Raw genomic sequence first — 23,354 nt, forward strand, 5'->3', positions numbered from 1 at the left:
AGATCCATTACTTGAGCTTAGTCCGCTTCACGTTAACGTCAACTGAGCTATAGTTTTCTGTATAGAAACCAAAACCTGTCACGCAGATGACGATAATAGAAAGGAAGCATAAAGATGGAACGAGAATGCATGGAGTTTGATTTCGTGATCGTGGGGGCCGGACCTGCAGGCTTAAGCGCCGCTTGTCGGCTAGCTCAACTCAACCAAGACAGTGAAGGTGACGCACTTTCAATTTGCGTTGTAGAAAAAGGCTCAGAAGTGGGCGCACATATTTTATCTGGCGCTGTTTTTGAAACTAGTGCCTTAGATGAGCTTTTCCCCAATTGGAAAGAAATGGACGCCCCGCTAGCAGCCTCAGTTCAACGAGATGATTTCCTTTATCTTACTACTGAACAAAACCATATTCGCGTTCCCCACTTCCTTACACCGCGTCCAATGATAAATGGCGAGAATAATTACGTAATTAGCCTTGCCAACCTTTGCCGTTGGCTCGCTAACCAAGCAGAAAATCTTGGGGTGGAAGTTTTTCCGGGCTTTGCCGCTGCAAGCATCAATTATGATCAGACTGGCGCCGTGACAGGCATTAACACGAGCGATATGGGACTAGATAAGAACGGCCAGGCCAAACCTAACTTTGAACCAGGTATCGAGCTAAGGGCAAAATACACCCTTTTTGCTGAAGGTTGTCGCGGACATCTGGGTAAAGAACTTATTCAAAGGTTCGACCTAGACGCAGGAAAGCAACCACAGCACTACGCGCTTGGCCTAAAAGAGATATGGGAGTTACCCACTGACAGTAAGGATGTATCTGGCAGTGTTATCCACTCCGCTGGCTGGCCCTTGAGTGAAACAAATACCACAGGCGGCGGTTTTCTCTATCACATGGAGAACAACCAAATCGCCGTCGGGCTTATTGTCGACTTGAATTACAGCAATCCTTACTTGAGTCCGTTTGACGAATTTCAACGCTTTAAGCACCATCCTGCTATTGAACCACATTTGAAAGGTGCTCAGCGCATCGCTTACGGCGCAAGAGCCATTGCGAAAGGTGGGCTTTCCTCTCTGCCGAGACAGCAATTCCCTGGCGGTTTATTGATTGGTTGTGATGCGGGGACTTTGAACGTCGCAAAAATTAAAGGCAGCCACACAGCAATGAAGTCCGGAATCATTGCAGCAGAAGCGGTACATACGGCCCGACAAACTGGAGCTTCTGAGCCAGACTACCAGTCGTTGTTTGAATCATCATGGTTGTATGACGAACTCGCCGAAACGCGTAACTTTGGCGCGAACATTCATAAGTTTGGCAGCATACTTGGCGGTGCTCTTTCGACTTTTGAACACAACCTGTGGCAACCACTGGTTAAGAAGCCGTTACCTTGGTCTATCAAGGACTATTCGCACGATCATGAGCAGTTAAAACCTAAACAAGAGTGCCACCCAATTGCATACCCAAAACCAGATGGTGAAATCAGTTTTGATAAGCCTTCGTCGGTATTTTTGTCGGGAACACAGCACGAAGAGAATCAACCTTGTCACCTTGTTCTGACTTACCCTCACATTCCAATTGATGTGAATTTAGGTATGTATGACGAGCCGAGCCAGCGCTATTGCCCTGCAGGGGTTTACGAAGTGGTGGAAGTTGAGAGTAAGTTGAAGTTTCAGATAAATGCCGCCAACTGCGTGCATTGCAAAACCTGTGACATCAAAGATCCTTCGCAAAACATCACGTGGAAAGCACCAGAAGGTGGCGGCGGACCAAGCTATCAAAACATGTAGATACGTTAGTATGTTGACGATCTAACAAATGGATAAACAAACCGATTGGCAGAGCCTCATTACTCCTGCCAATCGACAAAATGATCAAGCAAGAAGTCGATAGCCAATCGCGCTCGTAGTGGTAGAAAGTGACGATTCTGATAAACAATCCAGCTGCTGTTGCCGCTTCCCCAATACGGCTCTAGTATTGGCACCAAACGACCAGACGAAATAGCATCGTTGAAACTACTCTTCGGTAAGTACGCCACACCTAATCCTTCTGCACAGGCTTGCAAGACCGTGTGTGCGTTATTGCTCTTCCATCTGCCCTGCACTTTTACGCCATCTAAAGGCTTGCCGTCTTTTTCAAACAACCAAACGTCCTTATTGGCAATAATGCAGCTATGACGCTTGAGTTGCTCTGGGTGCGTTGGTAAACCATGTTCATCGAGATAACGCTGACTGGCTGCCGCTGCCATGGGACGATCCACCAGCTTTCTCGCAACCAAGCCTGAATCACTCAACCTGCCGTAACGAATGGCAAAATCGAAACCATCTTCAATAAAGTTGACCATGCTGGTGTTGAAGTTAATTTCAACCGTGAGATTAGGATGTTGCTTGGCAAACGCCATCAAGGCAGGCGCTACATGGTTCTCAGAAAACGCACCAGCGGCACTCACGCGTAACGTACCACTCAACTGAGTTTGCTGCGTGGTGAGCTGTTCATTGGCTTGCTGAAGCCCAATCACCAACTCTTTACACTGCTGATAATACGCTTGCCCCGCTTCCGTTAGACTCACCATTCTTGTCGAACGGGCTAACAAAGCGACACCTAATCGCTCTTCTAATCTTGTGACTTGGCGACTGACATGACTGGTACTGCAACCTAACTGTTTTGCCGCTGCAGAAAACCCTAAGCTCTCAGCAACCGTAACAAACTCATTGATGCCTTCAAAACTGTCCATACTTACCTTTGCTATATAGCAATAATGTTTTGCCAATTAATCGTATTATCACTTATTTGTTTAGCAATTAGTATGAAGGTGTTCAACAAATACACGTAAGCCAAAAAGGAAACCATCATGAAGAAAGTACTCATCATTGTGACGAACCATGCGACTCTTGGTGAAACTGACCAAGCAAACGGAACTTACGCGCCAGAGCTCACTCATGCCCTTAGCGAGCTACTAGGTGCAGGCTTCGATTACGACATTGCCTCTATCAAAGGTGGACAAGCACCACTGTACGGAACCGACATCGAAGGCGACGCAGCCAACGAGAAAATTTTGGCGGATGATGATTTCCAGAACCGCATCAACAACACGATTCCAGTATCACAAATCAACGGTGACAACTATGATGCGATCTTCTATCCGGGTGGCTTTGGTCTTCTTTCAGACCTAGCGAGCAACGAAGATTTTGCCAAGATTTCCGCAAAACACTATGAAGATGGCGGTATTGTGGCAGCAGTTTGTCATGGTCCGGGCGCTCTTCTTCCTATCACGCTTAGCAATGGCGAGAAGCTACTTGCGTCTAAATCAGTGACAGGTTTCACTCGCGAAGAAGAGATCGACTTCGGCACCATCAACGATATCCCATTCCTATTGGAAGAATCTCTTGCACGCAGCGCAGCGCGCTACTCTAAAGTGCAACCTTGGCAAGAGTTTGTAATTGTGGATGATCGTGTCATCACAGGTCAAAACCCAACGAGCGCACACGGCGTAGGCAGAGCGATTGTTGAACACCTAGCTTAAACGCGCCGGAAACGACAACCATCCTAGAAGAGGAAAGCGTGCTTTGTCATGCTTTCCCTTGCTACAGGCGATCGCAAGATGCGCTTATACTTCTTCCCCTGCCTCGTCCTCTTCTACGATATCTGTTTCTTGGCTCGCCTCTTCCAGCCATTGCTGTAAAGATTCACTTGCTAGCACCTTCTGTTGGTAAGCTTTGGCACCCTCCGATAACTCGATGCCATAAGTTTGGAAACGCAATGCCACAGGTGCATACATAGCATCTGCAATCGACCATTCTCCAAATAACCAGCCGTTGGGATACAGCTTGGCTTGCTCAGCCCAAATGGCATCAATACGCGCAATATCCTTACGCGCACCCTCCGTTAAATCGACTTTTCTGCGCGCACGGATGTTCATTGGGAGCTCGTTTCTTAAATCAAAGAACCCCGAATGCATTTCTGAGGCAATGGCGCGGGCTTTAGCTCGTTCTGCAGAGTTGCTTGGCCATGCTTGGCCTTGTAAGTATTGCTCGTTAACATATTCCAAAATCGCTAATGAATCCCACACGGTTGCGTCACCATCCACCAAGGTAGGTACTTTCGCCGTTGGTGTAACATCTTCCAAGGTCTTATAAAAATCTTCCGTGAATAATTTGAGCTTGGTGACTTTCACATCCAGTTTGAATTGAGAAAAGATCAGCCATGCGCGCAGTGACCAGCTTGAGTAGTTTTGGTTAGCAATAAACAGTTTCATGACGCCTCCATGCGGTTCGTGTTTTGAGTACCCATTCACAATATCTGATTGTATTTAAGGGGACTAACGGATAGTTTTGATGGAACACTTCAACAAAAACGATGGATGAGTTTTAGATATGGATATCGATGCGTTACGCAGCTTTCTGGCTTTTGTCGAAACGGGAAGTTTCACTCGTGCAGCCAAGCAGATCAATCGCACCCAATCCGCGTTCAGTGCGCAAATGCGTAAGCTAGAAGACGAACTCAGCGTCAGTTTGTTTGAAAAAGAAGGTCGCAATCTTGTCTTAAGTGAAGCGGGATTAGCACTACGCTCTCACGCAGAGCAATTGGTTAGCTTGCACAATCAAGCACTGAAACAAGTGAAACGTTATGAAAATAAGCGTCCTCTTCGCTTAGGTTGCCCAGAAGACTACAACGACAATATCTTGCCTAAAGTCATCCGCGTATTACAGCAATCTGAGCCCACATGTTCGATTCAGGTCTTTAGTGAGCCGAGCATCACCTTGAGAGAAAAACTTGATGAAGGAAAGCTAGACGCCGCTATTGTGACAAGAGCACCGGACAGTGAGGAAGGTTACTGGCTAGCAAGCGACAAAGGCGTGTGGATTGCTCATCCTGATTTTGACATTGAGAACGCCCAACCTCTCCCTCTCGCCCTATTCCAAACCGACTGTAAATACCATGCGGCAGCAGTAGACGGATTAACCAAACGTGGCACTCCTTATCAACTACTGGCATGTTGCAATACGGCTTCTGCACAACGAGCAATTGTACGTTCAGGCATGGCTATCGGTGCGATGGGCAGTATTAGCGTTAGCGAGGATCTTAAGATCTTAGACGATATGCCATCGCTACCTTCCGTGGATATCGTTTTGGTCACGGGCGTCGAGCCTCATCCGACACTGGATAAAGAATGCTTGGCGCAATTGGTTGAATTAATGGCTTAACCGGATTAGCTAGCCAATCACAAAGTTAAATTGGCCCGTTAACCGCCCGTCGATTCGTATAGTTTCAAACTGCAGATAATCACGGGCTTTGCCTCCCCACCATTCATCGCCAGTATTGCCTTTCAAGTACAACTGAGTGGTCAGAAGTTCTTGATTATCTCGCAACAACTTAACGTGAATGTGCGGTGGGCGAGAAGCATAAGGTACAGGGTACAAGGTCTGAAACAAGTAGTGACCATCCGATTGAGTTAAAACTGCACCAAAGCCAGCAAAGTGCGCATCAAACTTATCGTTATTTGGTTGCTTAGGATGATCGTAAATCCCCTGCCCATCGCATTGCCAGATTTCTACTTTGATGCCTGAGACAGGGTTTCCCGATGTATCTACGACTTTACCTTGCAACACGATAGCTTCACCGACCAAACCTTCTGATTGCAGAATCAAGTTTTGACGAAGAGGAATGTCCACTACTGGATAAAATGGCCCTTCAGTTTGTGCTGGCGTTGGCCGCATTGGTGTTTTCGCTTTTAATGAGGGTGCGAACAACAATGTCCACAGCGCTAAAAAGTGTCTTCTTTCCATGGTGCCACCAATACAATTGCGTTGAATTAAGTTTGGGAGAACTTGAGGAATTTGCCATGACGAATATAAAAAATGCCCCTGCAAGAGAGCCATTCGCAGAGGCACTGTGGAACTAAATGATGAGTGTTGATTGAAGGATTATGCGGCTTCGAACGCCAATGCTTTCTTCTCTACCTGACGGAAAATGAGAGTTAGCACACCATTTACCGTTAAATAAAATGCGCCTGCAATACCAAATACCGTCAACGTATCGTAGGTTTGTGCGTTAATGCGCTGCGCGTAACCCATCAGATCCATGATCGTAATCGTGCTTGCTAGTGACGTGCCTTTGAAGACCAAAATCACTTCGTTCGAGTAAGCCGGAACAGCACGGCGAATAGCGTATGGCAGAAGCACTTTCAGTGTTGCGGTTTTGTTCATGCCTAATGCACGACACGCTTGCCATTGACCGGAAGGAATCGCGTTAAACGCTCCTTTGAACAACTGAGTGCTGTATGCAGCGGTATTTAGTGCTAGTGCTAACATCGCACAGAACCAAGGTTGGCTTAACCATGTCCAAAATACACTTTCTCTTACAGCATCAAACTGACCCGGACCGTAGTACACCAAGAAGATCTGCACCAATAAAGGCGTACCAGTAAACAAGGTGATGATGCCACGACTTAACCAATGCAAACCCGGAGTACGTAGGATCAGAGTCAGCGTCATCATCAAAGCTAAGAGGCAGCCCACAACCAAGGAAGCAGCGGTCAATTGGAGGCTAGTGCCTAAGCCATCCAGCATTTGCCAAACGTGTTGTTCGTTCATGCGGTCGCCTCCTGTCCCATGCTCATACCTTGAATTGAGAATTTCTTATCAATCAGTTTTACGGCACGTTGCGTAATCAAAGTAATGCCTAAGTAAATCGCCGCAGCGGTTGCGTACCATGTAAACGCTTCATGCGTCGCTGCAGATGTTAGCTGCGCTTGCTTCAACAAATCCGTTACGCCAATCAGTGATACAAGCGCGGTGTCTTTCAGCAGAACCAACCATTGGTTAGTTAAACCTGGTAGTGCATGTCTTACTGCTTGTGGTAAAACAATGCGAACGAAAGCGTGTGCTTGACTGATGCCGAGTGCACTTGCTGCTTCTCTCTGCCCTCTTCCAACGGCTTTTAATGCGCCACGTAGAGTTTGAGAAGCGTAGGAAGCGAAGATCAATGACAACGCCACCACGCCAGACAAGAACGGGCTAACTTCAATAAAGTCGCCGGTGATTAAAAACAGAACCTGCGTCGAACCAAAATAGATGAACAACACGACAAGGATTTCTGGCAAGCCACGTACAATCGTCACAAACGCCGTCATTGGCCATTTAACGAAAACGCGGCGAGACATTTCACCACTGGCGAATACCACTGCCAGAATCAAACCGACTAAAAGGCTTGTGAAGGCTAGCTGGACAGTCATCCAACTAGCTTGAACAAGCGATAAAGAGTAACCCGTTAGTGCCATATTACTTACCGAAGTACTTGTTGTAGATTACGTCGTATTCGCCGTTCGCTTTCACTGTTTTCAGTGCCGTGTTCAGCTTGTTCACTAGCTCGTCGTTACCTTTGTTTACTGCGATACCGAAACCGTTACCGAAGTATTTAGGGTTAGTAACGTGCTCGCCCACGTACGCTAGGTTATCTTCTTTCTTGAACCATTCTGCTACGACAGCTGTGTCACCGAATACAGAATCAATACGGCCATTCTTCATATCGATGAATGCGTCTTGGTAACTTGAGTAAGGAACCGCTGTTACGCCCGGCATTTGTTCAATCAGGTAGCTTTGGTGTGTTGAACCGTTTTGAACACCAACACGCTTACCTTCTAGTGCTTTTTGAACAGCCACTTTTTCTTTGATAGAAACAAACGCTGCTGAGTTGTCGTAGTAAGGGTCAGAAAAGTTCACTTGCTCCAAACGCGCGTCAGTAATATCCATTGCAGAGATAGCCGCATCGTAACGCTTGAATTTTAATGCAGGGATCAGGCTGTCAAAAGATTGGTTGTGGAAGGTACATTTGGCTTCCATTTCTTTACATAGTGCGTTCGCCAGATCCACGTCAAAACCTTGGATTTGGTTGTTTTCATCCATGTATTCGAATGGTGCGTACGTCGCTTCCATCGCGAATTTGATCTCTTCTTGTGCTGCTGCGTTTGCTGCCATAGTTGCAGAAGAAAGGCCGATTAGTGAAGCTAGTAGAATCTTTTTCATTGCAATACTCCGTGTGTACTTAGTGGGCTGACACTCGCAATGACAGCCGAGCTTATCTGTTAAATAGACTGAACTTTAAAAACGTAATTTAGTGATTTAGGTAGTCAGCAAACTGGGCGGTTTGCGGATTAGAAAACGAATCATTTGTGCCGTGCTCGACGATGTGTCCTTTTTCTAGATACAGTACGTGGCTAGCGATTTTCTTAGCAAAATCGACCTCATGCGTTACTACGACTTGGGTGATGCCAGTTTCGCTTAAATCTTTAATAATCTTAACGACTTGGTTAGTAATTTCCGGATCAAGCGCTGCGGTCGGTTCATCAAAAAGCAAGACTTCCGGTTTCATCATCAATGCACGAGCAATCGCCACACGTTGTTGCTGACCACCAGAAAGCTGCATCGGCCATGCATCCGCTTTGTCTGCCAAATGCAGCGTTGCGAGAATTTGCATTGCTTGGTTCTTCGCTTCTTCTTTATCCATGCCAGATACTTTTACCGGAGCCTCAATCAGGTTCTCCATCACTGTCATGTGCGGCCATAAGTTGTACTGCTGGAACACCATGCCTACTTTACGACGAAGTGCTAAACCTTGTTTCTCTTTGATTTCAGTAGAGAAATCAAAAACATCATTTGCGATGTTTAGCTTGCCGTTATCCGCCCCTTCAAGAAGGTTAAGAACACGCAGTAGAGAGCTCTTACCTGCGCCACTTGGACCAAGTAACACCAGTGTTTCCCCGCTTTCACACTTAAAGCTGACATCGTGAAGCACTTGTGTCTCACCGTAGGATTTATTGATTCCGCTTACCTGAATAGTCATGCTGACATACCGCATTAATTGTCACTTGGTATTTATATTACTCAACTGGACTTTTTATGCAATAAAAATGTATAAAAATTTAATTTGTTAATTTTTTGTATGATCAGCTACCACCAAGACAGAGTATCTGACTGGTTTGAAGAGTTAGTTTTAACTGAATTTGTTGAAGAAAAATCCAACAACATGGTGACGACCGAAACAAGGTTAAAATGGTGGTTATTTTTGTGCTGACGTGTAGAGGAAGTTTTGAGTCTATGAGGATGATCTATTCCAAGTACACCCGCTCATTTTTGCACAGCATCCCCTGTTAGTTTTCCTGTAAAGTCCTCTATGGCAGGGTCCTGATTACGACTTCGCGAATGGACTATAATTTCTCTTTGTATCTGACTCTTAATTTGAGTCATCTAAGTATTAATGGGATAACTCCATGTTGAAGTCGCATTGTTTTTCTCTCGTTACACTCATTTCTTTGAGCTTGCTTTCTGTACCCAACGTTTGGAGTAGAACAGCAATCGTATTACCTGGGTTGCATGAACAGGGTATTGATCTTCAAGATAAGCCTATCTCTGCTGCCGCTGCACTTGAATGGGAGTTGGATAATGCCGATATCGTGTTTGGAGCTTACGAAAATAAGAGTGATAACGAGCGTGTAAAAGCGCTTGGTTACATGTACAACCAAAAGCTGGAACTTAACTCAGGTTGGCTGGAAAACGATATACGTAACCAAGCAGAACTGAATGGAGTTGACTACGAAGATTTCTTTCTCCACTTTTCTGAAGACACTATCCTAGCTGAAGTCGACTCAAGCCATGGCGAGAATACTCTACTCAATCGAAAACCGATGATCGTTGGCTATACCGCCAGCGCTGACCACGCCGGTTTTTGGCTATATCAACCACCGCCATGGGATGCTGATGTATTCGGTCAGGCGAATAATGGTGGTGCCCTCTATGTTTATCACTCAGAGAAGTTCGACCGCTTAACCTTTACGTTTTCTCAGTTTGCTCAGGGTGGCAGCTTTACGATTGAATACCCTCCTGCTATCGACTCGTTTGGTCAGGTAACTGAATGGAAAAGCTTCGCGATTAAAAAAGACAAAACTGAGAACATGACTAAAAACCAAACAGTAAGCTGGTCTGTTCCTTTGGATTGGGTTCGCGCTACAACGCATGATGGTAGCGGAAAAACTTATGGTGGCGGTCAGTACTTTGGCTCCACCTTTTTACGCGACGGCGGCCGCCTTTACGTTGCGAAAATTACTTGGCATGACGACAACATAGAAAACCGCCCACGTCTCGAAAACATTCAACTCAAAGATAGCTTCCCTGCCGTCAATATCTCAGGAGCACCAACGGAGACACCTGAAGGTCAAACCATTCAACGCTGGCGTAAAATTCGTGGCTTCGACAAATCTGCAGATCGAAACCAAGACAATTATCTTTCTTGGAATGAATACAAAAACCGTTCAAATAAGAATGCAACCGCACGATTTCGTTGGGAGTCACGCGTTATTCCATTTGGTCGTATGTGGAATCAAACCTCTTCTTGGGCATTGACCAATCTCGGCAATCCCTTTTTTGCCAATACAATGCGCCACTCTTACCAAGCTGAATGGGCGAAACAAGGTTTAAATGGTGCGTACAACGACGATACGAATAAGTTACTCGGTGCAAATCAGTTCTACATATATTCCGGAGGCACAGTGGATGAACTTGGTTTGGTGGCGGGTAGCCAAGCTGCTGACGATGCTTACAAAGCGCAATTCTCGGCGTTCTTGAATAAACTGGCAACGCTGGATGAAGATGCGTTAATTGGCCTCAACATAGGTACGGCAAACTTATTCGGTCGTAATGGGCAAAACCACTTGGTTAACGCTGGCTCCTTGTACTTGCGCGAGCACTACCTTTTCCCTGCTACCGGCTTTAGTGGCTATGCTGGCTTGACTAAATTTTGGGATAACTCTGCACTCGCCAAAGCTGGCCAGAAAGTGATTTATCAAGCGACCACGCGTTATGGTCGCGTTCAATACTTTGGTAACACAGAAAACAATTGGAAACAGGACCAATACTCTGCACTAGCGGTGTTCTACTTAAACTATCACCCTGAGCGCATTTACTTTAATCAGTGGAACAATGGCTACTTATATGGAAGTAATAACGCAACAAGTGACAACTTCTGGAAGGCAGGCGTACCAAAGAATATTGCTTATCAACCTAGCGCCTTGCTTGCCGTTGATTTGGGAGAGCCTGCCAATCAAATACCAGAGGGGTATCAGGCGACTCCGCTAATGATGTCCACCAGCACGCCCTATCCTGCCGATTACACGGTGATTGGAGATGCTTCTATGAGCAAAGTGGCTCATCCTGACTTGCCTAATGGCGCTATCGATTTGTTACCAACCCATACGTACTTTGCGTATCACTCAGACGATACGGTAGTGATGCATGGCCCTACAGAGATGGTGTTAGCCCGCGAGTTCACCAAAGGCCGAGTTCTGTATCGAACTGATTTCTTTGGTAAGAATATCGATTATTTCTCCTCACCGAAGATAACTATCGCACTTCCAGAGCCTATGCGACCTGTAGATCAAGACGGTAACATCGGCGACTATGTTTCTCATATTGAGATTGGCGGCTACGAAGGAGTGTTCTTGCTGTATTAACTCCCTTTCAACACGCCTCACCAAACGCTTCATAAATCACCGTTTTTATGCTTAACGTCACTGAAAAAAACTTGTTCACTGAATCTTTATAAACCGATGTATATACTGAAGTAAATGACAACGACAAGGAAATTCAGTCACATGAAGACGACACCTTCAATGCTCTCTGTTCTGCTGCTATCAGCATTATCTACTCATGCAAATGCAGACGAATGCGGAAAAATAACCATCGCAGACATGAATTGGAATTCGGCCAGCTTAATGGCGCACATCGACCAATTTGTCTTAAATGAAGGCTACCAGTGCGATGCGGAATTGATCCCTGGTGATAGCGTTCCTACAGGCACCTCTATGATTGAAAAGGGGCAACCTGACGTTGCGCCAGAGTTATGGACAAACGGCATTAAAGAAGCACTTGATAAAGGGATTGCGGATAAACGCTTGCGCATCGCTAGTGAATCGCTTGTCAATGGTGGTGAAGAAGGTTTTTGGGTTCCCGCCTATCTGGTAAAACAGTATCCAGAACTCGCGACGATAGAAGGCGTCATCAAGCACGCCAAACTATTTGAACACCCAGAGGATGATGACAAGTTCGCGTTTTATAGCTGCCCTGCTGGTTGGACATGCCAAATCACCTCCGGTCACTTGTTTAATGCATTAGGGTTAAGTGAGCACGGCTTTGAGATGGTTGACCCAGGATCTGGCGCAGCATTAGCTAGCACCATCGCCAAAGCCTATGATCGCAAAATGCCTTGGTTTGGTTACTACTGGTCACCGACCCCCGTATTGGGCAAGTATGATATGGTCAAAGTGGATTTTGGTAGCGGAACAGATTTAGAAGAGTATCGCAACTGTACCACTCAGCCTGATTGCGCTTCACCAAAAGTAACAATGTACCCACCTTCTCCAGTTCGCACAGTAACAACTGAGGCGTTTGCGAGCAAAGAACCCCAAGCATTCGCGTACTTGCAGAAACGCGGATTTACCAACGAGCAAATGAGTGAAATGCTCGCATGGATGGAAGATAACTACGCGGACGGTGAAGAAGCGATGTTTTACTTCTTTAATACCTACCCTGACTTGTGGAAAGGCTGGGTATCTGAAGACGTCGCGGCGAGAATCGAAAAAGCGCTTTGATGATTAATACTTAAAGTGCCACAAATCATTTAACCTCCCATACCGTTTGAATAAACGGCATGGGAGACTCGTCAACGACTCGTTAATACATGGTGTGACCATTCAATGTTTCTTTGGGTATCTCTTGCAGAGCGTCCCAATGTTCAACAATCTTCCCATTATGATCAAAACGAAAGAAATCCATCGTCACGTATTCAATATCATTAGGCCATGTTTGGTGAGTGTGTAGTGCCACCAAGTTCCCTTCAGCAATGGCTCGCACAAACGTAATATCTTTATCGGGATACTCATTTTGCATCCGCTCAAAATACTCGATAAAAGCCTCGGGGCCATTTCCAACTAATGGATTGTGCTGGATGTACTCATCACCTACGTAGTCTTCAACTGCCTTTCTTGGGTTACCTCTATAGGCGGTTTCGTAAAACGCAATGGCATTTCTTTTATTCTCTTGCAGATCCATTTTTCTTACCTGTGTTGCTCCATCTTGCGGATAACGGTAATCATAGTCTTTGAACTTCAGAAGTGACTGAACATCGCGCACAAAAAAAGGCCGCTAAACAGCAGCCTTCATCACTTCTACTTGGAATCATCGCCTTTCATAGCTTAAACCACACCACCAGCACCGAGCATAGAACGCTCACTGTTCTCCACCAGCAACGCGGTTGCCGTTTGTTTCAGTGTTTCCCATTCTTGGTCTTCGACAAAGATACCATTTTGCCAAGAAGCTTGTTGCGTACGGCTTAACTCATCGCCTTCAATGTGGGTGGTATATCCTTGTGCACTTTTCTCGATATCGAAATCGTTCACGGAGAGCTCGATAACCATACTATGCAAATCCGTATCATGCCCATCAAACTGATCCGAGAAAAAGACTTCTGGTGCGATTCGTCCGCGGTTTAACACATAAAGCGTTCGCTTGGGACTAGAGCCATTGACCCACTGTGCTCGACACGCGATGCCTTTCGCAGAGAGCTTCAACAACTCACTGAAACCCAACCAACGGTTATGACACTGTTTCAACGTAATGGTAATCGACTTACGGTTGATCATTTTCTCGAGCGCGAAATCCAACACCGCGGGTAAATGACACGCTACACTCCCGTTGTGCAGTTCTACCTCTATGCTTGACGGCGTGCTGTTGGTCACCGATACGGCGCAGTCTGAATCTAACCCAAGAAACAGACTCGCGTTATTAAAATGGCGAACTCCATGTAAGCCAACCATTTGCAAGTCCGCCACCATGTTCGCAATGACATCCGCCTCACCACAGTGACGGCGCATGCCAAGAAATGCCTTACTAACGGCGGCCACCAATTCGTTGTGAGAGACGATCATAATTCAAATCCTCCACTGATTTTTTGATTATCACTTTGCGCAATTTCGTCACGCGGCGGCATGCTAGGGAAAATCCATGTGTCTGCCAGTTTAGGGTCGTGAATTTCATCTAACAACGGCGCACCTTGGAAGAAAGTTACTCGAACCCAACGATCCGAGCGCGGATCAAACTTAGTCGCGCCAAAGATCGCCAATTTACAGCGCAGTAAGTGCATTGGTAACGCATCTTTACGCAGCACATTCATTTGAATATCCCCCATCGCACGGTTGCCTAGCGTCCATACGCGACGTGTGATCGAACGATAAGCCGGTTTTTGCAATAGAAACTCTGCTACGGACATTTCTACATCACAGTCAAGCAAGGCCTGGTACAAGCGATTCACTTGTCTGCCGATATCAAGCGGCAGTTCTTTTTCTTCTCCAGCCTCTTCCCCGCGAACACCAAGCCTTGGCTCTTCTTTATCTTGTGAGCGATACCAGAACCAGTAGTTGTTCTCGGCTAGTGAGTAATCCGCATCAATCGCCCAGCGGTACTTGCTTTGCAACACTTCCAGTAAATCTTGGATCTTTTTCCCGCCCGGAATCGATAACGTTTCATCCGTATTCATTTGGCTAGCAAATTCATCCACTAAAGATGGGTAGAGTTCGATCAAGCAAGAGGTGAGGGTTTCTTGGGCTTCCACACTCATTGTTTTCTTTTGCTCGACCAAACTCGCCCAGTTCGGATGTGATGCCATTAACGTTGTTAGCTCTGATAGCAGTTGTTTGATGTCTGCTATCGCTTGGTGATTGAGCCTATCTTGATGTTCATTGATGGTGATGACTTGCTCTAAATGACGCTGTGCTTTTTGTAGTAATCCTTGCAAAGGAGCATGGAATGAAGCTTCACATGGCATCGCAAAGACTCGCGCTACCGCACGTTCGCGAGAGGTCATCCATTGGTCAACGATGCACGGGTGATTAATCAAGTATGGAGCCATGCCTAAGCCAGTCGCATTGCCGACACCAAGGTAGCGCTGCAAGCCACGATGCAAAGCCACCGCGTTGTCGCCACCTTGTTGAAGTGCCAGATAGTGCACCCAATCTAGGCTGAATTCACGCAACATATATACGGCACACATTTGCGCACTAAAAGACTGGCTGAAATCTGAGTTGTTCTCTAACAGTTTGAAATCGGCGATACCAAACTTTCCGTTACCATAAACTGCTGTGGTACGCAGGATATAACCCACTTCCGCTAACTCTTTCGGCTCAGGCTGCTCGCCTTGAGAAAGTGCGCTAACAATGTGCTCAAACACGCGCACACTTTTATTTGCGCGAGCAAGAACAAGTACGTTGTTTGGATTACGTCCCGCTTCTTGCAGCGGTACATTTTCTCGCAATCTTTCCAACAAAGTAACATCAACATCGCCTTGAACCAGTGCAAATGTGACGTCCCACTTTTCAGCAATTACGCGATCATTACGCTCGTCGTCGGCAATTTCATCACAGAATACCACCAAATGATAAACGTGCTCTGGCGTGGTCAATTTGTAAATCACATGACCATAACCACGAGGACAAAGCTGCCACTCATGCTTGGTTACTTGCCAGTTTTGGCTTGCCATATTACGAATCAGACTGCGTACAAAGCTGATTCGGTTTTGGTGCATTGCGCCAAGCCTTTCGGCTGCCATGACAATCGCTGCATCGCGCATAGTTGCTTCCGTATAAGTAGAACGATGTGCATCCATTTTGCTCACCACCTATTTGTTATTGTAAGAATACTAGGGTTTGTGCGGATGCAGGAGGAAAACACCCGCACAAGCTCCACGTTGTTTGAATTAGATAATTGTTATAGCCCTTGCTCTTTCGCCATTTTGATTGCGATTTGCGGCGCATTCCAAAGTGACGGTAACAGAATCAACGAAACCGGAACCGCGGTAATCACAATGAAAGATTGCAGTGCAGAGATGCCACCAGAGCCAAGAGAAATCAGGATTAGTGCCGTCACACCCATCATTACGCCCCAAAAGGTACGGATGATCGCATTCGGCTCCGTTTCACCACTGATCACGACACTGATTGTGTAGGTCATTGAGTCGCCCGTCGTGACGATGAAGATCGTGGTTAAAATCAGAAATAGAATTGAAGTCAGCATTGGCATTGGTAGTTGCTGAGTCACCGCAAGCAAAGCACCTGGCAGGTTAAAGCCTTCGAACGCCGCACTCACGCTACCCGGTTCAGCAATTTCAAACGCAAGACCTGAGCCGCCCACAATCGTGAACCAAAAACAGGTGGTTAACGGAGCCACAATACTGATGGTGGAAATGACTTGTCGGATAGTTCGACCACGGGAAATACGCGCAATAAAAATTGCCATCATCGGACCATAACCAAGGAACCAGCCCCAGAAAAATACTGTCCACCAGCTTAGCCAACCTTCATCACCACGGTAGGTCGCCATTGGGATAAAGTTATCCAGCATGCTCCCTACACCTTGAATGTATCCGTTAAAGATAAAATTCGTAGGGCCAAAAAACAGGATGTAAACCATCAATGCCATTGCCAGAATCACGTTGTAACGACTAAGCAGTTGCATACCTCGGCTTAATCCACTGAGTGCTGACAAGGTGTAAAGAGCAATCGCAAACAAGATGATGATAAGCTGAGTGGTAAAGCCATCAGGAATATCAAACAGCGCATTTAACGCGTAGCTAACCTGCAAGCCTAGAAACCCAATGGGCCCGATGGTGCCCGCGGCTACCGCGATAATGCAGCACGCGTCAATCAATGCACCGAGTTGGCCTTTAAGTGCTCGTTCGCCCAAGACTGGGTAAAGCAAAATACGGGGTTTTAGTGGTAAACCTTTGTCGTAATGTAGGTGCATCACCACGATGGAAGTTAAGCTACCTACAATCGCCCAAGCTAGAAAGCCCCAGTGCATAAAGGATTGTGACAACGCATTCACCGCACCTTGCTGCGGGTTATCTTGCGCGCCGTACAAAGGGGGTGGGCTAACATAGTGTGCGATAGGCTCAGCCGCGGCCCAGAAAACACCACCACCAGCCAATAAGGTACAGAAAATAATCGCCATCCAGCGGAAAGAGTCCATTTCTGGTTTTGCAATCCCGCCCAACATCACCTTGCCTGTTCGCCCTGCAGCCAAGCCAAGACCAATAAGAAAAGTGAGAAGCAGCAGTAACTGCCAGTATGGACCAAACACCTGAACTGCCCAGCTAAAACCGGCGTTAACGATCGTAGATAACAGCTCGCCGTCATAAAGTGCAATAGCAACGAACAACGCGATGAAACCACCGCTATACCAAAAGGCCGGGTTATTCAGTCCTAATTTGTCCATCGTGTTTTCTGTTGTTGATGTGTTGTGTTTTACTTTTGACTTACCCGATGACACGCTCATCGTGGAAGCTTTCATGCTATTGGTTAAATCAGACATACTCTGGCTCCAGAGGTTCTTTGCAGCAGCCAAAGACTGGCTACAAATGTGAGTTTTACGCCTGCCGTATTGTTATTATGTGGGCAGGCGGTTCCTACTTTGGGGAATGCTATGAAATAGGCTCTAATCCTTCTTTAAGGAAGTTGAACCAGTTTTCACCCAATATTTTTCCAGCCTCAGATTCACTGAATCCGTGATCCATTAATCCGTTGTAGATGTTCTCCATCCCTGCGCTGCCGCAGAACCATGGCAGCGCATCTGGCCATCCCGAGTTACTTGCTGAACCTTCGCCGTAATCCATCGCTTTTGACCAACGCCCGTTGCGCATCCATTCCAACACTTGTTGCGGCTGATTTAGGCACAAATCGCTACCGATACCTAAATGGTCAACGCCAAACATGTCTGCGGTTTTCGCAACCATCTGGCAGAAATCATCCAACGTGCACTGGCTGCCATTTGGCAAATGGAACGGATATAAACTGAATCCAATCAAACCACCGCGCTCCGTCAGTGCTTTGATCACGGTATTAGACTTGTTGCGCAGTGCGTCATGCGCAAACGTCGGGTTAGCATGGCTGATACAAATTGGACGCGAAGAAAGATCGATGGCTTCCAACGTCGAACGCTCTGCACTGTGGGACATATCAATGATCATTCCGACTCGGTTCATCTCTTCAATCGCTTGCTTACCAAAGCGAGTTACGCCGGAATCGTTTTTTTCGTAACAACCTGTCGCCAGTAAGCTTTGGTTGTTGTAGGTCAGTTGCATGATCAGCAGGCCTTGGCGGCGCATCACTTCAATCAGACCAATTTCATCATCGATAGGTGAGCAATTTTGCGCGCCGAAGAAGATGCCGACTTTGCCTTCTGCTTTGGCTTTTTCTACATCTGCCATTGAATAAATAGGCATGATGAGGTCCGCATTTTGCTCGAAGCGCAAGTTCCACTCAGCAAAACGCGTTAAGGTTTCGCGCGCAGTTTCGTGGTAGACGATGGTGGCATGAACGGCGGTAATGCCACTCGCCTTAAGCGTTTGGAAATACTCTCGATCCCAATTGCAGTACTGCAATCCGTCAATCACAATCCGTTGTTGGTACATAACCACTCCTTAAACAATTTCTTAGCCTTTTCGTGCGGGCAATTGACACCATCAGTTACCCTGCCGATCTTAGTAAGGACGCTGATAAGCGGTTTTCACTACGGTGTAGAACTCTTTGGCGTACTGACCTTGCTCACGAGGACCAAAGCTAGACTCTTTACGGCCACCAAATGGAACGTGATAATCTGTACCCGCAGTTGGCAAGTTAACCATGACGCAGCCCGTTTGGACTTGCTGTTTGAAGATCGCGCTATTACGCAAGCTTTGCGTGATAATGCCGCCTGTCAGGCCAAAGCGCGTATCGTTCGCGACTGCAATTGCCTCATCCAGATCAGAAACGCGAATCACGCTCGCCATTGGCGCAAAGACTTCTTCTTGGTTCACTTCCCAGCCATTCTGTGTATTTAAAAACAGAGTTGGTGACATGTAGTAACCGTCATGCTCTAGGCTCAGACGCTCACCACCGAAAGCCAGCTCCGCGCCTGCTTGGCGTGCGTTTTCGATCCACTCAAAGTTCGCATTCAGTTGGTTACCATCAACCACTGGGCCCATGAACACGCCCTCTTCCAGTGCGTGACCCACTTTAAGTTCACTCATGCGTTTGATTAGCGCTTCAACATACGCGTCGTGAATTCCGTCCATAACCACAAGACGAGAAGACGCGGTGCACTTTTGACCTGCACCCGAGAATGAGCCTGCGATTGTCGCTTCGACAGCAATCTGAATGTCTGCATCATCTGCCACTACGAGCGCATTTTTGCTACCCATCTCTAGCTGACAACGCACAAAATTTGGTGCCGTTGCCGCTGCAACTTTACGGCCAGTGTCCACAGAACCAGTGAAGCTAACGCCGTTCACGTCCTTCGAATTGATAAGGGTATTACCGACTTGCGAACCGCTGCCCAAAACGAGGTTAAACGTGCCAGCAGGTAAACCTTGGCGATGGATAATCTCTGTCAGCGCAACGGCACTTGCTGGGGTTAGGTTGGCAGGCTTCCAGACGACGCTGTTGCCAAACGCAAGTGCTGGCGCGATTTTCCAAGCCGCTGTTGCTGTTGGGAAGTTCCAAGGAGAGATAATGGCGATAACGCCGACGGCTTCGCGAGTAACTTCAACGGAGACACCTGGACGGACGGAAGCAGCGCTATCGCCAATTTGACGCAGAACCTCAGCAGCAAAGTATTGGAAGAATTGGCCAGCACGGTAAATCTCACCTCGACCTTCAGCAAATGGCTTACCTTCTTCACGCGAAAGCAAGGTGCCCAATTCGTCACATCGTGCAATGAGCTCATCACCAATCGCTTGTAGCACTGCTTGCTTGCGCTCGATTGGTGTTTTTTCCCACTCTGGCTGCGCTGATTTAGCCGCTTGAATCGCTTGCTCTACTTGCGACACACTCGCTTGTGCGAAATCGCCAATGTTTTCGCTGATATCAGAAGGGTTAATATTGGCGATGGTGTCCATGCCCGATTGCCATTCACCTGCTATATAGAGGGATTTTTCTGCTTGAACATTGTTAATAAAAGTCATGGTTCTTTCCTTGTTCTTCCGATTTGTGATGGCAAGCCACTCACTCACTGATCTCTAATTATTCTCGTTGGATTTATTCTGGTTGGCTTGCCGACGCGTAGACAACAAACTCCACCAACATCTCTTCTCGCGCTAACCCTGCAACCACCATGGCGGCGCGATTTGGGTACGGCGCTTCAAAATATTCCGCGTACACTTGGTTAACGGTCTTTAAGTATTCTCTGTCAGACACATAAATCAGGACCTGCAACACCGAGTCCAAAGACTCCCCTGCACACTCCAGGGTGTGAATGAGATTGTTAAAGGTTTGACGTGTTTGTGCTTCGATACCGCCTTCCACAATCGCGCCTGTGTCATCAATAGGAATTTGAGCCGTATACAGGGTTCCGTTGTTGACTATCGCCCATTCAAGCGGCGCTTTAGAAGCAAATAGACTGGTTTTAACTGGGTGTTTTTTAGTAGGAGTATTCACGTGCCTTTCAACCTTTGTAACAGCTTTGTTTCAATATGGTTAAATAATGCACATTGACAGGCGATAAATCTAACGGTAAATTTTTGACATTTGATAAATTAAACTTATCACTCTGTTTAAAATAACGTAAATAAAGGGATTAAGAGGCATTAGGGATGAGTATTAAGCTTCAACAATTAATGCATTTTGTGATGGTAGTCGAGGAAGGAGGCTTTCGAGCCGCTTCACATCGTGCAAATCGTTCTCAGGCGGCACTGTCAACATCGATAAAAGAGCTTGAAAAAATTCTAGGGCAAACGCTGTTTGAACCCGGAAACAAAACCAAATTGACCCCGTTTGGTGAAATTTGTCTGCCCAAGGTGGTTCAGTTTCTCAATATCTACAGTGCGCTGGACAACGATCTCAAAGCTGCCGCGGCCGGACAGCAAGGGAGAGTGCGAATTGCGAGCGTTCCTTCTGTTGCAGCGAAACTCATCCCTAGCGTGTTGGGTGCCTTTTGCGAGCAGTATCCAAATGTAGAAGTAAGCTTGATCGATGATAACGCGGCGGGCGTCGAGGCTCGCTTACTCTCCGGTGAAGTCGACTTGGCGCTCGGTAACCCCTCTCACCTCGATGAGGGCGGCATTGACTTTACGCCGCTGTTAGCCGATCCAATAGGCGTGGTGTGTTTAAAGGACAACCCTATTGCAAGTCATCCAGAAGGAATCGAGTGGCAAACTTTGTTGGAACAACCCTTTATCCGTAACGGCACTTGTACGCTTCTCGATCCAACCCCAGCAAGAGCTCTGAGTCAGCAAGCGCTCTATTCGGTCGAAAATATTACTTCACTGTTTTCTGTCTTAGAACTTGGGATTGGTGTCACGACCCTACCGAAGCTTGCTTTCCCAACCAATGAAACACGCTTGGTTTGGATTCCGCTTATCGATCCACCACTTGAAAGGCAAATTGGTATATTTACGTTAACCGATCGCACGATCTCGCCTCAAGCTAAAGCATTTCACGATCTTTGTGTGCATTATTTAAACTATCAAAAAGAAGATAAATAATGGTTCGATTAACATGCGGATAATTAAAAGCCTCCATATTCAGAGTGGAGGCTAATTTGTATTTGTGTATTCGCTTCGTTCTATTTTTTGCGACGATTTCGGTTCTTATACACCACGCAAAAGTTACCACGCTTGGTACGACACTTTGAGCAACGTTCACAATCTACTGGTGCGCGATTGCCTTCTTTCCAACGTTTGATCAACTGTGGCTCAGCCAATAAAGGGCGTGACACAGCAAAAAATTGGATACCTGTGTTTTCTGCAATTTTCTCAATCGCATCAATGTCGCTCAGCCCGCCGACAGTAATCACCGGTATGCTAACGTCCTGACTGATCACGTGACCATATTCGTGAAAGTAACCTTCTTCTTGTAGTGTGTAACCATCGAACGTTTGACCAACAAGTTCGTTTGCTTTGCCGTGAACATTGCCAGATACGATGATCGCATCAACGCCTATTTCTTCAAGTTTCTTGCAGACGACGCGAGTTTCATTGAACGTTAAACCGCCGTCAAAGAACTCTGTTGCCGTCAGTTTAACGAGGATGGGAAATTCGCTTCCAACCAGCTTTCTGGTTTCAGAATAAATTTCTAAAAGAAAGCGCATGCGATTTTCTAAGTCACCACCATATTCGTCTTCGCGACGATTATAGTACGGGCTTAAAAACTGGTTAATTAAATAAGTGTGCGCCGCATGAATCTCTACGCCGTCAAAACCAGCGTCTTGAGCACGTTTACTCGCCAATGCGAATGCCTTTACGATGTAGTCTATTTCGTCCTTTGTCATCGCTTTGCCTTGCGTATTTGTACCACGCTCAGGCACGTCACTCGGAGCGAAGATGACACGCTCACCGACGTTATGGGTGGTTTTGGTGCCACCGTAAGCAATTTGCATCACGATTTTAGAATCTTGTAGATGTACTAGCTCTGTTAGCTTTTTGTATTCTTCAATAAAAGAGTCGTTGTAGATCCCCATCATACCTGCGTTGGGTTTCTCTTCTTCAACGATATTGGCATAACCCGTAACAATAAGCCCAACTTCCCCTTTCGCAAGCGTTTCGTAAATATCGTAAAGCTTTACCGTCATGTGACCATCTTCGGTCGCCATGTTCTCCCACGTTGCGCTTCTCACAAAACGGTTCTTTAGGGTCATGTTGCCAATTCGGGCTTCGGAAAACAAAATGCTCAAAACCAGTCCTCTTAAAGTTGTCTTTATGTTTTATCTTTTCGCAAGTAAACAAGAACCAAAAAGGAACAGCGATACACAATGTATGGCTGTTCCTTCTCTGAATCCTTGAGACCTGCAAACTACAGGCGCACCTTAATGCCTCGGAGACGACAAAACTTTAATCTGGGTTAAGGTTTGGTGAGTTTTTAGATTATGTAAAAGGATGATTCTTAATCGTGTTCATTTCACTGGAGCTAAGGTGCTTCCTTACCCACTTTCAGTCGTAAAACTTTTGTATTTCGCTAGCTGGTGATTCAACTCAAACATTCACATTGTTAGTTTGTATGCTGCTATGGGAACTAGCACTCTCCCCAAATGTTTACATTACAAACTATCGATATTGAATTTTCATATGGCGAATAGAGTTATTGCGCTGTTTATACTTTTTAGCTTAATAGTCACTATCTCTTGGCATTATTACGCGTCAGCGAAAACGTGCTTCACTATGTTTTACACACTGGTTGTTTTTGCTTTTAGATATGAATACGTGATAGTGAAGCTAGAGGAGGAGCAGGAAAAACAGGGAAAATAAAGAACAATAGAAAGTTAAATGACCTTACTTCTAGGTAAGGCCATTCATGCAT

General features: G+C 46.3%; 21 protein-coding genes. 6 read left to right on the plus strand and 15 right to left on the minus strand.

The window, feature by feature from the left end:
- Positions 1 to 114: 114 nt before the first annotated feature.
- Positions 115 to 1,776, plus strand: a complete 1,662-nt coding sequence (locus R7Z49_RS04730) for an electron transfer flavoprotein-ubiquinone oxidoreductase (protein WP_318111394.1) — start codon at positions 115 to 117, stop codon at positions 1,774 to 1,776.
- A gap of 59 nt (positions 1,777 to 1,835) precedes the next feature.
- Here the strand turns inward: R7Z49_RS04730 and R7Z49_RS04735 are convergent, their stop codons facing one another.
- Positions 1,836 to 2,720 (minus strand): LysR family transcriptional regulator, encoded by an 885-nt coding sequence (locus R7Z49_RS04735; RefSeq protein WP_042521059.1) that lies wholly within the window; start codon positions 2,718 to 2,720, stop codon positions 1,836 to 1,838.
- Between the two features lie 117 nt (positions 2,721 to 2,837).
- Here R7Z49_RS04735 and R7Z49_RS04740 point away from each other — a divergent pair, with 117 nt between their 5' ends.
- The gene (locus R7Z49_RS04740) at positions 2,838 to 3,509 is read left to right on the plus strand and encodes a type 1 glutamine amidotransferase domain-containing protein (RefSeq protein WP_025767679.1); all 672 of its coding nucleotides are present in this window, start codon (positions 2,838 to 2,840) and stop codon (positions 3,507 to 3,509) included.
- Between the two features lie 84 nt (positions 3,510 to 3,593).
- On the opposite strand, the gene R7Z49_RS04745 is transcribed toward R7Z49_RS04740, so the two are convergent.
- Positions 3,594 to 4,241 carry a glutathione S-transferase family protein gene (locus R7Z49_RS04745; protein ID WP_213961485.1) on the minus strand — a complete coding sequence of 216 codons (648 nt, stop codon included), beginning with the start codon at positions 4,239 to 4,241 and terminating at the stop codon, positions 3,594 to 3,596.
- A 118-nt stretch (positions 4,242 to 4,359) separates the two neighbouring features.
- Here R7Z49_RS04745 and R7Z49_RS04750 point away from each other — a divergent pair, with 118 nt between their 5' ends.
- Positions 4,360 to 5,190 carry a LysR family transcriptional regulator gene (locus R7Z49_RS04750; protein WP_132936387.1) on the plus strand — a complete coding sequence of 277 codons (831 nt, stop codon included), beginning with the start codon at positions 4,360 to 4,362 and terminating at the stop codon, positions 5,188 to 5,190.
- A gap of 9 nt (positions 5,191 to 5,199) precedes the next feature.
- Here R7Z49_RS04750 and R7Z49_RS04755 read toward each other — a convergent pair whose 3' ends face one another.
- The 5 genes from R7Z49_RS04755 to artP form a co-directional block, all read right to left on the minus strand.
- Positions 5,200 to 5,772, minus strand: a complete 573-nt coding sequence (locus R7Z49_RS04755) for a protocatechuate 3,4-dioxygenase (RefSeq protein ID WP_132936386.1) — start codon at positions 5,770 to 5,772, stop codon at positions 5,200 to 5,202.
- Positions 5,773 to 5,910: 138 nt separating this feature from the next.
- Entirely contained in the window at positions 5,911 to 6,579 is a 669-nt protein-coding gene (artM, locus tag R7Z49_RS04760; protein WP_033906962.1) for an arginine ABC transporter permease ArtM, read from the minus strand.
- Complete coding sequence (gene artQ / locus R7Z49_RS04765; RefSeq protein WP_005388570.1) at positions 6,576 to 7,265, minus strand: arginine ABC transporter permease ArtQ; 690 nt, start codon at positions 7,263 to 7,265, stop codon at positions 6,576 to 6,578. Before artQ ends, artM begins: the two co-directional genes overlap by 4 nt.
- 1 nt (position 7,266) lies before the next feature.
- Positions 7,267 to 8,010 (minus strand): arginine ABC transporter substrate-binding protein, encoded by a 744-nt coding sequence (locus R7Z49_RS04770; RefSeq protein WP_132936385.1) that lies wholly within the window; start codon positions 8,008 to 8,010, stop codon positions 7,267 to 7,269.
- A gap of 88 nt (positions 8,011 to 8,098) precedes the next feature.
- The gene (gene artP / locus R7Z49_RS04775; protein ID WP_104970792.1) at positions 8,099 to 8,827 is read right to left on the minus strand and encodes an arginine ABC transporter ATP-binding protein ArtP; all 729 of its coding nucleotides are present in this window, start codon (positions 8,825 to 8,827) and stop codon (positions 8,099 to 8,101) included.
- Between the two features lie 427 nt (positions 8,828 to 9,254).
- Between artP and R7Z49_RS04780 the strand changes: the two genes are divergently transcribed.
- Both R7Z49_RS04780 and R7Z49_RS04785 read left to right on the plus strand, forming a co-directional pair.
- On the plus strand, positions 9,255 to 11,489 hold the full coding sequence (locus R7Z49_RS04780; RefSeq protein WP_132936384.1) for a hypothetical protein: 2,235 nt from the start codon (positions 9,255 to 9,257) through the stop codon (positions 11,487 to 11,489).
- A gap of 141 nt (positions 11,490 to 11,630) precedes the next feature.
- Positions 11,631 to 12,626: an ABC transporter substrate-binding protein gene (locus R7Z49_RS04785; protein ID WP_132936383.1), complete on the plus strand. Its 996-nt coding sequence runs from the start codon at positions 11,631 to 11,633 to the stop codon at positions 12,624 to 12,626.
- Between the two features lie 82 nt (positions 12,627 to 12,708).
- On the opposite strand, the gene R7Z49_RS04790 is transcribed toward R7Z49_RS04785, so the two are convergent.
- The 7 genes from R7Z49_RS04790 to R7Z49_RS04820 all read right to left on the minus strand — a co-directional run bounded on the left by R7Z49_RS04790 (position 12,709) and on the right by R7Z49_RS04820 (position 20,498).
- Positions 12,709 to 13,086, minus strand: coding sequence for a nuclear transport factor 2 family protein (locus R7Z49_RS04790; RefSeq protein WP_031777276.1), 378 nt, complete (start codon positions 13,084 to 13,086; stop codon positions 12,709 to 12,711).
- A gap of 143 nt (positions 13,087 to 13,229) precedes the next feature.
- Positions 13,230 to 13,961 carry a DUF3726 domain-containing protein gene (locus R7Z49_RS04795; RefSeq protein WP_132936382.1) on the minus strand — a complete coding sequence of 244 codons (732 nt, stop codon included), beginning with the start codon at positions 13,959 to 13,961 and terminating at the stop codon, positions 13,230 to 13,232.
- Positions 13,958 to 15,694 carry a hypothetical protein gene (locus tag R7Z49_RS04800; RefSeq protein ID WP_318111398.1) on the minus strand — a complete coding sequence of 579 codons (1,737 nt, stop codon included), beginning with the start codon at positions 15,692 to 15,694 and terminating at the stop codon, positions 13,958 to 13,960. Before R7Z49_RS04800 ends, R7Z49_RS04795 begins: the two co-directional genes overlap by 4 nt.
- Before the next feature lie 101 nt (positions 15,695 to 15,795).
- Complete coding sequence (locus tag R7Z49_RS04805; protein WP_005375792.1) at positions 15,796 to 17,397, minus strand: BCCT family transporter; 1,602 nt, start codon at positions 17,395 to 17,397, stop codon at positions 15,796 to 15,798.
- A 109-nt stretch (positions 17,398 to 17,506) separates the two neighbouring features.
- Positions 17,507 to 18,496 (minus strand): dipeptidase, encoded by a 990-nt coding sequence (locus R7Z49_RS04810; RefSeq protein ID WP_258490097.1) that lies wholly within the window; start codon positions 18,494 to 18,496, stop codon positions 17,507 to 17,509.
- Positions 18,497 to 18,565: 69 nt separating this feature from the next.
- Positions 18,566 to 20,026: an aldehyde dehydrogenase family protein gene (locus R7Z49_RS04815; protein WP_025767670.1), complete on the minus strand. Its 1,461-nt coding sequence runs from the start codon at positions 20,024 to 20,026 to the stop codon at positions 18,566 to 18,568.
- 73 nt (positions 20,027 to 20,099) lie between these two features.
- On the minus strand, positions 20,100 to 20,498 hold the full coding sequence (locus tag R7Z49_RS04820; protein WP_318111399.1) for a RidA family protein: 399 nt from the start codon (positions 20,496 to 20,498) through the stop codon (positions 20,100 to 20,102).
- Between the two features lie 155 nt (positions 20,499 to 20,653).
- Here R7Z49_RS04820 and R7Z49_RS04825 point away from each other — a divergent pair, with 155 nt between their 5' ends.
- Positions 20,654 to 21,544 (plus strand): LysR family transcriptional regulator, encoded by an 891-nt coding sequence (locus R7Z49_RS04825; RefSeq protein WP_005375788.1) that lies wholly within the window; start codon positions 20,654 to 20,656, stop codon positions 21,542 to 21,544.
- Positions 21,545 to 21,624: 80 nt separating this feature from the next.
- Here R7Z49_RS04825 and R7Z49_RS04830 read toward each other — a convergent pair whose 3' ends face one another.
- Positions 21,625 to 22,731, minus strand: a complete 1,107-nt coding sequence (locus R7Z49_RS04830; RefSeq protein ID WP_025767668.1) for an NADH:flavin oxidoreductase — start codon at positions 22,729 to 22,731, stop codon at positions 21,625 to 21,627.
- Positions 22,732 to 23,354 lie beyond the last annotated feature (623 nt).

Origin of the sequence: Vibrio sp. 1562 (assembly GCF_033340155.1) — a bacterium.
Taxonomy (GTDB): Bacteria; Pseudomonadota; Gammaproteobacteria; order Enterobacterales; family Vibrionaceae; genus Vibrio; species Vibrio alginolyticus.

Coding starts and splice junctions, on each gene's coding strand:
- R7Z49_RS04730 (WP_318111394.1), top strand. CDS start 115: ATGGAACGAGAATGCATGGAGTTTGATTTCGTGATCGTGGGGGCCGGA.
- R7Z49_RS04735 (WP_042521059.1), bottom strand. CDS start 2,720: ATGGACAGTTTTGAAGGCATCAATGAGTTTGTTACGGTTGCTGAGAGC.
- R7Z49_RS04740 (WP_025767679.1), top strand. CDS start 2,838: ATGAAGAAAGTACTCATCATTGTGACGAACCATGCGACTCTTGGTGAA.
- R7Z49_RS04745 (WP_213961485.1), bottom strand. CDS start 4,241: ATGAAACTGTTTATTGCTAACCAAAACTACTCAAGCTGGTCACTGCGC.
- R7Z49_RS04750 (WP_132936387.1), top strand. CDS start 4,360: ATGGATATCGATGCGTTACGCAGCTTTCTGGCTTTTGTCGAAACGGGA.
- R7Z49_RS04755 (WP_132936386.1), bottom strand. CDS start 5,772: ATGGAAAGAAGACACTTTTTAGCGCTGTGGACATTGTTGTTCGCACCC.
- artM (WP_033906962.1), bottom strand. CDS start 6,579: ATGAACGAACAACACGTTTGGCAAATGCTGGATGGCTTAGGCACTAGC.
- artQ (WP_005388570.1), bottom strand. CDS start 7,265: ATGGCACTAACGGGTTACTCTTTATCGCTTGTTCAAGCTAGTTGGATG.
- R7Z49_RS04770 (WP_132936385.1), bottom strand. CDS start 8,010: ATGAAAAAGATTCTACTAGCTTCACTAATCGGCCTTTCTTCTGCAACT.
- artP (WP_104970792.1), bottom strand. CDS start 8,827: ATGACTATTCAGGTAAGCGGAATCAATAAATCCTACGGTGAGACACAA.
- R7Z49_RS04780 (WP_132936384.1), top strand. CDS start 9,255: ATGTTGAAGTCGCATTGTTTTTCTCTCGTTACACTCATTTCTTTGAGC.
- R7Z49_RS04785 (WP_132936383.1), top strand. CDS start 11,631: ATGAAGACGACACCTTCAATGCTCTCTGTTCTGCTGCTATCAGCATTA.
- R7Z49_RS04790 (WP_031777276.1), bottom strand. CDS start 13,086: ATGGATCTGCAAGAGAATAAAAGAAATGCCATTGCGTTTTACGAAACC.
- R7Z49_RS04795 (WP_132936382.1), bottom strand. CDS start 13,961: ATGATCGTCTCTCACAACGAATTGGTGGCCGCCGTTAGTAAGGCATTT.
- R7Z49_RS04800 (WP_318111398.1), bottom strand. CDS start 15,694: ATGGATGCACATCGTTCTACTTATACGGAAGCAACTATGCGCGATGCA.
- R7Z49_RS04805 (WP_005375792.1), bottom strand. CDS start 17,397: ATGTCTGATTTAACCAATAGCATGAAAGCTTCCACGATGAGCGTGTCA.
- R7Z49_RS04810 (WP_258490097.1), bottom strand. CDS start 18,496: ATGTACCAACAACGGATTGTGATTGACGGATTGCAGTACTGCAATTGG.
- R7Z49_RS04815 (WP_025767670.1), bottom strand. CDS start 20,026: ATGACTTTTATTAACAATGTTCAAGCAGAAAAATCCCTCTATATAGCA.
- R7Z49_RS04825 (WP_005375788.1), top strand. CDS start 20,654: ATGAGTATTAAGCTTCAACAATTAATGCATTTTGTGATGGTAGTCGAG.